Raw genomic sequence first — 12480 nt, forward strand, 5'->3', positions numbered from 1 at the left:
GATCTTACGGCCGGGCAATGGCCTGCAATCGCTGCCGGAACCACGCCAGCGCCGGCTCACTTTCATACGCCTTGTGCCAATACAGATGCACGTCGAGTGACGGCAGTTCGGTTGGCGGCGTTAAAATCCGGATGTTACTGCGGCTCTGGATAATGCGCGCATAGGTTTCCGGCATGGTGAGCAGCAGATCGCTGGCCTCCACCACCCGGCAAGCGGCAAAGTAATGCTGGCACCGCAGCCGGATCCGGCGCTGCAACCCACGCCGCGACAATTCAAAATCTTCGATACCCGGGCCCTCGGAGCGCGACGATACCAGCACGTGATGCGCGCTGAGGTAGTTGTCCAGCGACAGCGATTCACCGGCGAGCGGGTGATCACCACGGGCAATCACCACCAGCCGGTCGCGGCGCAGCAATTCGTGCGCCGTTTGTGCCGAGACCGGTAGTAACACATCCACTGAAAAATCCAGTTTCCCGGAGGCCAGGTGGGTCTCCATTGCCCGCCGGGGGGTTCGCTGACAGGCGATTTCGAGACCCGTGTAGTCATTGATCTCAGCCATCAGGGCCGGCAGAAAAGTCGATTCCAGCACGTCCCGCAACGCAATCCGGTAAGTTTTCCGTTGGGATGTCGGGTCAAAGCTGTGGAACTGATTGACCGCCCCTTTGATCTGGTTGAGCCCCGGGCGCATCGAGCGCAGAAAGCGCCGCGCCAGCGGGGTGGGCATCATCTGGTTGCCCTGACGAACAAACAGCGGGTCATCAAACTGAGCACGCAAGCGCGCCAGGGCCTGACTCACTGCCGGCTGGGTCAGATGCAGGGCGTCCGCGGCCCGGGTCAGGTTACCTTCCCGGTAAATGGTATCGAACACGTGAAGCAGGTTGAGGTCGAGCCGATTCAGCGCCATACCCGTCAGACCTCCCGATTTGATTGGCGTGGTAGCGGATTGAATAACCTAAACTATAAGTAGTGCTAATGGTATCGGATAAGGATAATTCATTCGTGTTATGGATGTCCGCATTCTAGACTGCTTCCTCAGAGTCATTTGCCGGGGGACCCATCATGGACTTTACGATCACCGCGAAAGGTCGGAGCTACCTTGAGCGGGTTAAGGCCTTTATGGCGGAGGAAATTTTACCGGTCGAAGCGCAGTACTACCGCGATCTGGCGGCTCTGGACAACCGCTGGGTGGTGCTCCCGGTTATTGAGGAGCTGAAAGCCAAGGCGAAGGCGCAGGGGCTGTGGAACCTGTTTTTTCCCGATGAACAGTATGGCTGCGGCTTGCTCAACTCGGATTACGCCCTGCTTGCCGAGGAAATGGGGAAAAGTTTTCTCGCTCCGGAAATCTTCAACTGCAACGCGCCGGATACCGGCAACATGGAAGTGTTGATCCATTACGGTTCGCCGGCTCAGCAAACGGCGTGGTTACCACGCTTGCTGAGCGGAGAAATTCGGTCAGCGTTTTTTATGACGGAGCCGGACGTAGCCTCATCCGATGCCACCAACATGGCAGCCACCGCCACCATTGAAGGGGATCAGGTGGTCTTGAATGGCCGCAAATGGTGGAGCACCGGTGTCGGACACCCCAATTGCAAGGTCGGCATATTCATGGGGCTGACGGCGCCGGACGCCCCCAAACACCGTCGCCACTCCATGGTACTGGTGCCGATGGACACAGCGGGGATCACCATTGAACGCATGCTGCCGGTGTTCGGCACCTATGACGAGCCCTACGGTCATGGGGTGGTCCGGTTTGATAATGTACGCCTGCCCCACAGTGCGTTCATTGCGGGACCGGGCCGTGGTTTTGAGGTAGCCCAGGGGCGGCTCGGGCCCGGTCGGGTGCACCATTGTATGCGTGCCATTGGGGCGGCAGAACGCACCCTGGAGCTGATGATTCAGCGAGCACTCAGTCGTGAGGCGTTCGGGCGGCCGCTGGCCAAACTCGGGGGCAACGTCGATATTATCGCCAACGCCCGTATGGCGATTGAGCAGGCGCGCCTGTTGACTCTGAAGTGCGCCTGGTTGCTCGACACCCAAGGGATTGGTGGTGCCCTGAACGAAGTGGCCATGATCAAGGCGGTGGTGCCACAAATGCTGCAGACCGTTGTTGACCAGGCGATTCAGATACACGGCGGGGGCGGTGTCAGCGACGATGATTTCCCGCTGACCCGGTTGTTCGCCTATGCCCGCGTATTACGGTTGGCTGACGGCCCCGACGAAGTGCATCGGGCCACGGTGGCACGGCTGGAATTGCGCAGGTATGAGGGGTGATCAACCGTCAGGCGCAACGAATTTTCATCACCGGCGGGGCCAGCGGTTTGGGGCGGGCCCTGGCGCTGCAATACGCGCGGCAGGGCGCCAGGGTCTGTATTGGCGATGTCAGTCCGCAGCAGGGTGCGGTCACAGCAGCCGAACTGACTGCGGCCGGTGGTGTGGGCTTGTATGCTGACTGTGATGTCCGCCGGTTGGGCGATCTCGAAAAGGTACGGGACGACCTCCTTGAACAGTGGGGCGGCGTAGATATTGTGGTCAATAACGCCGGCGTAGCCGCCGCGGGCGCCATCGAAACCAGCTCCATGGCCGATTGGGAGTGGATTCTCGACATCAATCTGCTCGGCGTCGTGCGTGGGTGCAAGGCGTTTACCCCGTTGTTCAAACGTCAGGGTTCCGGAGCGTTCGTCAATGTGGCCTCCATGGCGGGACTCATGCTGGCGCCGATTATGAGCAGTTACAACGTCTCCAAAGCCGGAGTCATTGCGCTGTCGGAGACGCTGCACCAGGAACTCCGCGATGCCGGCATCAGTGTCAGCTGTGTGTGCCCGGCTTTTTTTCAGACGAATCTGGCCCGCTCCATGCGTTCCGATATCGCCGGAATGCAGCAGAAGGTCGGCACCTTGATGAAACGCGCGCCCATCAGCGCCGACGACGTTGCCCGTGACATTGCCCGCGCGGTCAATGCAGGGGATTTCTGGGTGTTACCCCACGCCAAAGAGCGGCGGATGTGGTTGATCAAACGCCATGTCCCGCGTGCGTTTGACTGGTTGATGCATCAGCAAAGCAGACGCTGGATGAATAAAAGGGAGACCCGACGATGAGCCATATTGATCCGTCAGTTGCCGTGCGCGCCGGTGAAGAGCTGGATGTGCAGCGCGTTGACCGTTTTATGAAAGCGGCGATTCCCGGCCTGGTCGGGAGACCCCACATACGCCAGTACCCCGGCGGGGCATCCAATCTGACCTATCATGTGGAATACCGGGGCCAGTCGTTCGTATTGCGGCGGCCGCCGTTGGGGAAAATCGCCAAATCGGCCCACGACATGTTGCGGGAAGCGCGGGTTATGCAGGCATTGAGGCCCGCTTACCCTTATGTGCCGGACATCATCGCCGTCTGCGACGACCCAGATGTCCTCGGGTGTGATTTTTACGTGATGGAGCGTCTGCCGGGCGTGATTTTGCGTCAGGACTTTCCGGACGGTCTGACACTCAATACCGCAGGGACGCGCAAGCTCTGCCTGAGTGTCATAGATAAGCTGGTTGAGCTGCACCGGGTGGACCCTGTTGCCACCGGCCTGGACCGGCTCGGCAAGGGCAGCGGGTACGTGCAGCGCCAAATCGGTGGCTGGAGCACTCGTTTCCGTCACGCCCGTACCGACGATGTCGGTGATTTTGAAACGGTGATGGCCTGGCTACAGGACAAGATGCCCGACGATATCGCCCAGAGCGTGATCCACAATGATTTTCGCTTTGACAACGTGGTGCTGCATGCGGACAACCCCTTTGAAGTTGTCGGCGTCCTGGATTGGGAGATGGCGACCATCGGTGATCCGCTGATGGATCTTGGCAGCAGCCTGGCCTACTGGGTTGAAGCGGGAGATGAACGTCCATTTCAGATGCTGCGCCGGCAACCCACCCATCGGGAGGGGATGCTGAGCCGGGCGGACGTGGTGGCCTACTACTTGCGGCAGTCCGGCTTGCGAATTGATTGTTTTGATTTTTATGAGATTTATGGCCTGTTCCGGCTGGCGGTGATCATTCAGCAGATTTACTTCCGTTATTACCACGGCCAGACCCGGGATCAGCGATTCGCGGTGTTTGGTCAAGCCGCCAACTATCTGGAACAGCGCTGCCTCAGACTCATCAACGCCAGCGGGTTGTAATGGCCACCCTGCATCTGCTGCGCCACGGGCAGGCCAGCTTCGGGAACGAGAATTACGACACACTTTCCGCCCGTGGCTGGGAGCAGGGGCGTGTGTTGGGGGCCTGGCTGGCGGGCAAGGTCGACCCCGCGCTGGTGGTTGGCGGGAGTATGCAGCGTCACCGCGAAACAATCGCCGCCCTGGCGGAGGGGTTCGGCGCTCCCTTGCCGGACATGCAGGTGATGGCCGGCTTCAATGAATTTGACCACCGGCAGATCATCTCCCGGTACCGCCCACAATGGGCCGACCCTCGGGTCATGGCTCGCGATCTGGCGGCGGTGCCGACACCGGCCCGGGCGTTTCAGCAGGTATTTGTGCAGTCGCTGCAGCGTTGGGTGAGTGGGACTCATGATGGGGAGTATGCCGAACCCTGGTGCCAGTTCAAACGCCGTGTATTGACGGCATTTGCGCAGTTGATGGACCGCGCCGAAGGTGCGGATGTGCTGGTGGCCACGTCGGGTGGCCCGATCACGGTGGTCGTGCAGCATCTGCTGGCACTTCCCGACAGCCGCGCGCTGGCGCTGAATGAGGTCATTGCCAACACCAGTGTGACCCGAGTGCTGTATTCCGGTGATCGCAGCAGTCTGGCGGTGTTCAATAACTACAGTCATCTGGAGGCGGCAGACGCCAGCCTGGTGACTTTCCGCTAATCAAGGTGAGGTCCTGCAATGAACAACAAGATGTTTGATCTGTCCGGCAAGGTGGCATTGGTTACGGGGGCCAGTCGCGGCATCGGCGAAAGCATTGCCCGCACGCTGGCGGCCAGCGGGGCTCACGTGATTGTCAGCAGTCGGAACATCGACGGCTGTCAGTTCGTTGCCGAGCGCATCCGCGAAGGGGGCGGCAGTGCGGAAGCGTTCGCCTGTCATATTGGCGAAATGGACCAGCTTGAAGCAGTGTGGAAACACATCGCTGCGACCCACGGCAAGCTCGACATACTGGTCAACAATGCGGCCACCAACCCCTATTTCGGTCCCGTTGAAGACACCGACCTTGGGGCTTTTCAGAAAACCGTCGACGTAAACATTCGTGGCTATTACTTCATGTGTGCACGGGCAGTACAACTCATGAAAACCCACGGCGGGGGCGCCATTGTCAATGTAGCGTCAGTAAACGGGGTGGTGCCGGGTCATTTTCAGGGCATCTACTCGATCACCAAGGCGGCAGTGATGGCAATGACCAAGTCATTTGCAAAAGAGCTGGGCGCGCAAAACATCCGCGTCAATGCGTTACTGCCGGGACTGACGGACACCCGGTTCGCCCGCGCGCTGACCAGCAACGAGGCCATCAAAAAGCAGGCATTGCAGCACATTCCGATGAACCGGGTGGCGGCCCCGGATGAGATGGCGGGCACCGTGCTGTATCTGGTATCCGCCGCCTCGACTTACACCACCGGAACCTGTATCAACGTGGACGGTGGTTATCTCACCGTCTGACCCCGGGGCTCAGCCTGAGACAGCGATCGGCCCACCGGTGGCCGGTAATACAGCGAGTAGAGCACGCGGTCAAGGACCGCCGCGCCATTCCAGGCAGGGGCGTGGTTGACGATGCTGACCACCGCCCAGGTGGTGGCGGTCTTGTCCCGGGTAAACCCGGCAATGGAGCGCACATGTTCCAGATAACCGGTTTTTATACGCCCGAGACCGTCCAGTCCGGTATTGCGAAGCCGGCGCGCCATGGTGCCGTCCATCGCGATCAGCGGCAGTGAAGCCATCAGGTCAGCCCCATAGGGGCTGTTCCAGGCGAGACGCAATATCTGGGCACCCTGACGGGCCGTGATACGGCCATGCCGGGTGAGCCCCGCGCCGTTGTCAATCACCAGACCGCTGGTGTTGATTCCCCGGGCATGGAGCCATTCATGGATGGTGCGGATCCCCGCCAGGCGATCATCGTCATCGCCGGGCTTGCGGTTTTCGGCCCCGATAGTGAGCAACAACTGACGGGCCATAACATTGCTGCTCCACTTGTTGATGTCCCGCACCATGGTGACCAGATCCGGTGACGACAGACTGATGAGCAGCCGGGCATCTTCGGGGGTGGTACCGGTTCGGTCATGCCCCGCCAACGTAATGCCGATGTCATGCAGCAGGGAGCGGATCAGTGCCGCACTGTAGCGGGCGTGGGGCAGCAGGGAAAAATAGGCCGTCGTCCGGCACCCCTCCGGTAATTCCCCGCTGACTTTCATGGTGACGCCACCGTCATCATGGAAACGGGGCTCCCACTCGAACTGTGTGCGCGCCGGGCAAACCGTTGGCGCGGCGGTGCTCACCCGGTTGTCGATGACCACCCCAGGCAGAGCCGGCGTGCTCCAGGCCTGAGTGCCCCGCTGGTCGGAACGCACTTGAAAGTGGATCAGGTTCAGATTGGTCAGGTAAGCGGAAGGTTCCACCAGAAAGGGGGCATAGGGGTTGTCACCGTTATCCTTAAACGCCGGCTGACCAGCGTTGATCCGGAAGTACCCGCCATCCAGAATCAGATTGCCGCGGATGGTCCGTACACCCATGCCGCGCAATTCACCGAGGGCGCTCCAGAGCTGCTCCTGAGTCAACTTGGGGTCGCCCCCGAATCGGACATACAAGTTGCCCTCCAGGGTGTCCCCCGTCAGCCGGCCATCGGTATAAAAGCGGGTTTGCCAGTGATGGGCCGGGCCCAGAATTTCCAGCGCAGCGTAAGTGGTGACCAGCTTCATGATCGACCCCGGACTCATGGGCTGATCGGCGTTGATGTATTGCTCAATGCCCGGTCCGTTTAACGGGATGGCCGCCAGGGCGAGCGCATCCGCACCATCGAGCGAGCTGGCCGCATACTCGCGGATGGCGGCACTCCAGTTCCTGTCGACAGCATCAGCAGCCTGGGTCAGGGGGGCCAGCAGCACCAAACCCGTGTACAGGAGCCCCCGACAGATACGGACAGCGGCGAAATGAATGCGGGCGCAGGTAGCGGCCGTTAGGGTGCGCGACATAGAAACAGACTCGATGTTTTGAAAATACCAGAGGTCATTTAACCATAGCGTATGTTTACTCCGCGTACTATGTGGCAAAGCTATACATGACGTTAGATAGTTGAAGTATGACTATTGTTTATATTGCAGTTTTATAGCAAACCAAAACCGCGCAGGGCTTGCCGGTGGCCGCCGGCAAGCCCGACGGTTAATCCCAGTCGGGGGCGAAGGACGGATCGGCCAGACGTTCGCCCCGGTCCAGCCGGTCGATGGCGTGCAGGTCTTCGGCGCTGAGGCTCAGTTGCAGCGCATCGAGGTTGGCCTTTTGATGTTGCGGACGGGTGGATGCCGGGATGGGGACGATCTGGCGGGCCAGCAACCAGGCGAGGGCGATCTGCGCGGGGGACGCGTTGTAATCCCGCCCGATCTGCTGCAGGGTGGTGTCTTCCATCACCCGGCCGGCCGCAAGGGGCATGTATCCGGTGACCTGAATCCCGAGTTTCTGGGTGAGTTCAACCACCTTGCGGTTAGCGAAGAAGGGGTGGGATTCCACCTGGTGGGTGAAAATGGCTGCGTCTCCGAGAATATGCTGCGCTTGCGTCAGCTGCGTGCAAGTGAAATTGGAGACACCGATGTGCTCGGTCAGACCCTCACGCTGGGCATCCCGCAACGCATGCAGATACACCTCCATGGGGACTTGGTCATCCGGCGACGGCCAGTGTATCAGGGCCAGATCCACATGATCGGTTTTCAGCCGTTGCAGGCTTCCTTTGAGGCTGTTCATCAGATCACTCGGGTGCAGGTTCTCGTGCCACACCTTGGTGGTCAGAAAGATTTCCCGCCGGGGAATGCCGCTGGACGTGATGCCGTCACCCACGGCGGACTCATTGGCGTAAAACTGCGCGGTGTCAATATGACGGTAACCAACGGATAACGCATTGCGTACGGCTTCCCGAGCAGTATCACCCTGTAGCCGGAAGGTGCCCAACCCGATACTTGGAAGTGTGTCGAATGACATGAATTCCTCCTCTGGTGTTTGCCCGTTAGTAGGGTGAGGTCAGCAGGTTAAAATTACAACAAGAATGATAGCCGTTGACACCAGTCAGGGTATTATGTCGGTGTGTTTTTTTTGTAGACCGGAATGATCGGGAGGTCCGATGATGTATACCGGCCAGTGTCTGTGTGGCGAGGTCAGGTTCCGCTACGACGGCCCGCTGGGACCCTTGATCCTCTGTCATTGCAGCCAGTGCCGGCGGGCCCATGGCAGTGCGTTTTCGGCCAGCACACCGGTACAGGCCCTGCGCTTTCAATACACCGCCGGAGCGGATCGGGTGCAGGAGTACGAATCCCGCCCGGGAAAATACCGCGGATTCTGCGGCCGTTGCGGCAGTCAGCTCTATAGCCGGTTTGATGCCATTGCGGGCATCCTGCGGCTGCGGGTCGGGGTGCTGAATGAGCCGCTGGGCAAAGTGCCTTTTGCCCACGAATACGTGGGCTCAAAAGCGGACTGGTTTGAAATAACCGACGACGTCCCTCAATTTGACAAAACCGGACGCGCCTGCGATCCCAACTAGCAACTAGCGCCGGGCATTTTTCTGCAGCCAACGGTCCAGCTGGTCGGCAAATTCCTTGCGGTCGGTTTGTGAGAAGGCCGCCGGGCCGCCGGTCACTTGACCGCTGTTGCGCAGTTCCTCCATGAAATTACGCATGGCCAGACGCTGGCGGATGTTTTCTCGGGTAAACGCCTCGCCCCGCGGATTGAACACGTCCGCGCCTTGCTCAATGGCTTCGGCGGCGAGGGGAATATCCTGGGTAATTACCAGGTCGCCTTTACTGAGCTGGCTGATGATTTCGTCGTCAGCGACGTCAAATCCCTGAGGTACCTGGCGGGTTTTGATGAAGGCACTGGGCGGCACCCGGATTGCCTGATTGGCAACAAAGGTGACCGCAATCTGCCAGCGGTTCGCCGCGCGGCAGAGGATGTCCTTGACGGCCACCGGGCAGGCGTCGGCATCGACCCATACTGGCATAATTCACTCCAACACAGAATTTCCGTTAAGGATACCCTGAATGCAGGCGAAGGTCGCGCCCGGCCCGTCGGATTACGTTGGTTTGTCCCGCAGGCTAGGGCAGAATGGCTGCTGAGGTTGATATGGTGATCAGATGGGAGCTTGTCGATGAAACGTATGTGTGTTGCGGTGCTGGCACTGTTGATGACGGTATGGATGCCAGCGGCCTTGCATGGCCACGAGTATCACAGTGGGAACCTGCATATTGACCACCCCTGGTCGCGGCCGACACCGCCCGGCGTCAGCATGGGGGTGGGCTACATGGTTATCAGTAACCGGGGCGAGGAGGCGGCAACCCTGATCGCGGCGACCTCGCCACGGGCGGGCCACATATCCATTCACCAAACCAGAATGACCGAGGGGGTGATGCGCATGCAACCTCTGGAAAAGGGGCTGGTCATTCCGGCGGGTGCCGCCGTGGTGTTGGAGCCCCTCGGGTATCATCTGATGCTGGAGCAGCTCGTCAGCACTCTGGTTGAGGGCGAGCGCATTCCGGTGACCCTGGAATTCGCCGGTGGCCAGCAGGTGCAGGTAGAACTGGCGGTCGACCCCCTGGACGACACGGAGTCTGAAGCGATGGATCACAGTCATCACTGAGCACCCCGGGCAGGCGCCGGCTCTGCAGCACTGCACCCTCTGTCGGAGTCAGGCGCTGTCCCCGTTGATCACGGTGGGCGAGCGTTTGTACTGGCGGTGCCCGCAATGCGAGGCGACCCTGATGGATGCCAGTGCCTGGTTGAGTCCCCAGCAGGAACGGGCCGTGTATGAGTGGCACGACAACCGGCCGGATGACCCGCGGTACCGGGCGTTTCTGGGCAAGCTGGTCACGCCCCTGCTGGCGAGACTGCCCCCCGGGGACAGCCGGGGGCTGGATTTTGGGTGTGGTCCCGGGCCGGTGCTGGGGCAACTGTTGGAACAGCACGGGGTATCCATGGCGCGCTATGATCCGGCGTTTTTCCCGGACACCCGGGTTCTGGCGCGGCAATACGATGTCATAACCTGCACAGAAGTGATTGAGCACCTGCACGCGCCGGCGCAGATTTTTGCCCGGCTCGACCAGTGCCTGGCCCCCGGGGGCGTGCTCGCAATAATGACTTGTTTTCAGACGGACGACCGGCGTTTCGAGCGTTGGCACTATCGCCGTGACCCCACCCACGTGGTGTTTTATCGGGAAGCCACCCTGGCCTGGGTCGCAGCGTGGCGGGGCTGGCAGCTGGAAATCCCGGTCAAGGATGTGGCCCTGTTTCACAAACCACTGGCGCTGGCCTTGAAATAGGGCCCCGCTGGCGCCGCGGCTGACCGCTTTACTGGTATCATGGCGGGTGTTCACTTACCCCTGTCGTCCAACCCCGTTTGAAAAGGAGCCGACCATGGCCAAGCTGCCTGCGTGCCCGCAATGCAACTCAGAATACACATATGAAGACGGCGTCCTGCTGGTGTGCCCCGAATGCGCCCATGAGTGGTCGGCCACCGAAACCGCCGAATCGTCCGACCCGGCAGCGGTGGTGCGTGATGCCAACGGCAATGAGCTCAACGACGGCGATACCGTGACCGTGATTAAGGACCTCAAGGTGAAAGGCTCGTCGTCGGTGGTGAAGGTTGGCACCAAGGTGAAAAATATCCGCCTGGTGGACGGCGATCACGACATCGACTGCAAGGTGGACGGTATCGGCCCGATGAAACTCAAGTCTGAATTCGTCAAGAAGGCCTGATGCCCAGCACCAGCTCTGAAAACCGCTGCAACAGCGAGCTGGCTTCAGGGGCGTCCTGTACGCCAGCCATCAGTGCATCCGGACAAAATTTTTCTTCCCGGAGTGCCGGTGTCTGAACCTGCAAATAGGCGCGCATTATTTCGGCGGTGAATTCCGGGTGGAACTGCACTCCCCACGCGGTGTTGCCGAACCGGAACGCCTGATGCGGCTCGAATTCCGATGACGCCAGCAACACTGCCCCCTCGGGTAAGGTCAGCACCGATTGCAGGTGGGTCAACTGGGCCACAAACCGGGGCGGTAGCCGGCCAAACAGCGGGTCGGATGCCGCGGCCGGTTTGAGGGTCAGCGGCCAGCTGCCGGTTTCACGGCCCTGCGGGTGGTAGCCCACGGTGCCGCCGAGGGCGTGGGCCAGCAACTGATGTCCGTAACAGACGCCCAGCACCGGAATCTCCGCAGCCACTGCGGTGGCCAGCCAGCGGGCGCTGGATTCGCTCCATTCGGCCCGGTCGGTGACCATGGCGGGTGAGCCGGTCACCACTATACCCTGCCAGTCGGTGGCCGCGCCGGGGGATTCACCGGCGGTGACGTCAATCACAGTCAGATCAAGCTCTGGGGACAACCCACGAATAAACCAGTCTTCAAAATCGCCAAAACGACTTTGCAGAGCGGGGTAAGTGGTTCCCGTTTTAATAATGGCAACACGTTTCATTTGGGTATCCTGAAAACTGGGGCCGGTATCGGACCGGACGTTAAAGTTCGGCGTTATGATACACGTTTTGTACGTCGTCCAGGTCATTCAGCATCGCCAGGAACTTTTCAAACAACGCCAGATCCTCCCCAACGACCGGAGTGGTGATCTGGGGCACAAACTGGATTTCATCCACGTCAAAGTCCAGTTCGTCAAACGCACCGGTCAGCGCCTGTCGGGCGTGCGCGTATTCGGTGTGGGGGGTGAACACGGTGATCAGGCCCGCTTCGTTTTCGATGTCGGAGACGTCGACATCCGCCCGCATCAGCGCGTCCAGAACGGCGTCTTCGTCGTTGCCCCGGAAGGCAAGAATGGCGCAGTGGTCAAACATGTGGCTGACACTGCCGGGGGTGCCGATCTTGCATTTGGTTTTGGTGAAACACAGCCGCACATCCCCGAAGGTTCGATTAGGGTTGTCCGTCAGGCAATCGACAATCACCATGCAGCTGCCCGGGCCGAAACCTTCATAGCGGGCGGTGGCGAAGTCTTCACCGGCGCCCCCCCGGGCTTTATCCAGCGCCTTTTCGATGACATGGGAGGGCACCTGGTCTTTTTTGGCGCGCTCGATCAGACCGCGCAGACTCAGATTACCCTCCGGGTCGGAGCCACCGGCTTTGGCGTTGACGTAGATTTCGCGTCCGTATTTGCTGTAAATCCTGGTTTTGGCTTCGGCCGTTTTGGCCATGGATTCTTTGCGGTTCTGATAGGCTCTGCCCATTGCGAGGTCCTGTTAGCTGATCGACGAAAGATAGTGCGGCGCAATCCACGGAATTCTACGGAACAATAGAATCCGGGAACAGATTTTTTGATGCGTC

General features: G+C 60.1%; 15 protein-coding genes. 9 read left to right on the forward strand and 6 right to left on the reverse strand.

The window, feature by feature from the left end; all coding sequences use genetic code 11:
• Window positions 1–4: 4 nt before the first annotated feature.
• Window positions 5–904: a LysR family transcriptional regulator gene (locus tag BG841_RS11005; RefSeq protein WP_070057701.1), complete on the reverse strand. Its 900-nt coding sequence runs from the start codon at window positions 902–904 to the stop codon at window positions 5–7.
• Between the two features lie 155 nt (window positions 905–1059).
• On the opposite strand from BG841_RS11005, the gene BG841_RS11010 reads away from it, so the two are divergent.
• The 5 genes from BG841_RS11010 to BG841_RS11030 are packed head-to-tail and all read left to right on the forward strand — an operon-like array spanning window position 1060 to window position 5631.
• Window positions 1060–2271: an acyl-CoA dehydrogenase family protein gene (locus BG841_RS11010; protein ID WP_070057702.1), complete on the forward strand. Its 1212-nt coding sequence runs from the start codon at window positions 1060–1062 to the stop codon at window positions 2269–2271.
• Window positions 2268–3095 (forward strand): SDR family oxidoreductase, encoded by an 828-nt coding sequence (locus BG841_RS11015; RefSeq protein ID WP_228141643.1) that lies wholly within the window; start codon window positions 2268–2270, stop codon window positions 3093–3095. The genes BG841_RS11010 and BG841_RS11015 overlap by 4 nt, the downstream gene beginning before the upstream one ends.
• Window positions 3092–4156: a phosphotransferase family protein gene (locus tag BG841_RS11020; protein WP_070057703.1), complete on the forward strand. Its 1065-nt coding sequence runs from the start codon at window positions 3092–3094 to the stop codon at window positions 4154–4156. Before BG841_RS11015 ends, BG841_RS11020 begins: the two co-directional genes overlap by 4 nt.
• The gene (locus BG841_RS11025; protein WP_070057704.1) at window positions 4156–4845 is read left to right on the forward strand and encodes a histidine phosphatase family protein; all 690 of its coding nucleotides are present in this window, start codon (window positions 4156–4158) and stop codon (window positions 4843–4845) included. The genes BG841_RS11020 and BG841_RS11025 overlap by 1 nt, the downstream gene beginning before the upstream one ends.
• 18 nt (window positions 4846–4863) lie before the next feature.
• Complete coding sequence (locus tag BG841_RS11030) at window positions 4864–5631, forward strand: SDR family oxidoreductase (protein ID WP_070057705.1); 768 nt, start codon at window positions 4864–4866, stop codon at window positions 5629–5631.
• On the opposite strand, the gene dacB is transcribed toward BG841_RS11030, so the two are convergent.
• Together dacB and dkgB are read right to left on the reverse strand one after the other, a co-directional pair.
• Complete coding sequence (dacB, locus tag BG841_RS11035) at window positions 5616–7157, reverse strand: D-alanyl-D-alanine carboxypeptidase/D-alanyl-D-alanine-endopeptidase (RefSeq protein ID WP_083260247.1); 1542 nt, start codon at window positions 7155–7157, stop codon at window positions 5616–5618. The genes BG841_RS11030 and dacB overlap by 16 nt on opposite strands.
• A 187-nt stretch (window positions 7158–7344) precedes the next feature.
• On the reverse strand, window positions 7345–8154 hold the full coding sequence (gene dkgB, locus BG841_RS11040; protein ID WP_070057706.1) for a 2,5-didehydrogluconate reductase DkgB: 810 nt from the start codon (window positions 8152–8154) through the stop codon (window positions 7345–7347).
• Between the two features lie 142 nt (window positions 8155–8296).
• On the opposite strand from dkgB, the gene BG841_RS11045 reads away from it, so the two are divergent.
• Window positions 8297–8710, forward strand: coding sequence for a GFA family protein (locus tag BG841_RS11045; protein WP_070058796.1), 414 nt, complete (start codon window positions 8297–8299; stop codon window positions 8708–8710).
• A 3-nt stretch (window positions 8711–8713) separates the two neighbouring features.
• Here BG841_RS11045 and BG841_RS11050 read toward each other — a convergent pair whose 3' ends face one another.
• Window positions 8714–9166 carry a YaiI/YqxD family protein gene (locus BG841_RS11050; protein WP_070057707.1) on the reverse strand — a complete coding sequence of 151 codons (453 nt, stop codon included), beginning with the start codon at window positions 9164–9166 and terminating at the stop codon, window positions 8714–8716.
• Window positions 9167–9313: 147 nt separating this feature from the next.
• On the opposite strand from BG841_RS11050, the gene BG841_RS11055 reads away from it, so the two are divergent.
• The 3 genes from BG841_RS11055 to BG841_RS11065 all read left to right on the forward strand — a co-directional run bounded on the left by BG841_RS11055 (window position 9314) and on the right by BG841_RS11065 (window position 10917).
• Entirely contained in the window at window positions 9314–9802 is a 489-nt protein-coding gene (locus BG841_RS11055) for a copper chaperone PCu(A)C (protein WP_070057708.1), read from the forward strand.
• Between the two features lie 73 nt (window positions 9803–9875).
• Window positions 9876–10481, forward strand: a complete 606-nt coding sequence (locus tag BG841_RS11060) for a class I SAM-dependent methyltransferase (RefSeq protein WP_228141731.1) — start codon at window positions 9876–9878, stop codon at window positions 10479–10481.
• Window positions 10482–10575: 94 nt separating this feature from the next.
• Window positions 10576–10917 (forward strand): zinc ribbon domain-containing protein YjdM, encoded by a 342-nt coding sequence (locus tag BG841_RS11065; protein ID WP_070057710.1) that lies wholly within the window; start codon window positions 10576–10578, stop codon window positions 10915–10917.
• Here the strand turns inward: BG841_RS11065 and BG841_RS11070 are convergent.
• Together BG841_RS11070 and BG841_RS11075 are read right to left on the reverse strand one after the other, a co-directional pair.
• Complete coding sequence (locus BG841_RS11070; RefSeq protein ID WP_070057711.1) at window positions 10904–11626, reverse strand: glutamine amidotransferase; 723 nt, start codon at window positions 11624–11626, stop codon at window positions 10904–10906. The two genes, BG841_RS11065 and BG841_RS11070, sit on opposite strands and share 14 nt — an antisense overlap.
• Before the next feature lie 40 nt (window positions 11627–11666).
• A complete protein-coding gene (locus BG841_RS11075; RefSeq protein ID WP_070057712.1) occupies window positions 11667–12383 on the reverse strand; it encodes a YebC/PmpR family DNA-binding transcriptional regulator in 717 nt (238 codons plus the stop codon).
• Window positions 12384–12480: the final 97 nt, after the last annotated feature.

Origin of the sequence: Marinobacter sp. X15-166B (genome assembly GCF_001752365.1) — a bacterium.
Classification (GTDB): Bacteria; Pseudomonadota; Gammaproteobacteria; order Pseudomonadales; family Oleiphilaceae; genus Marinobacter.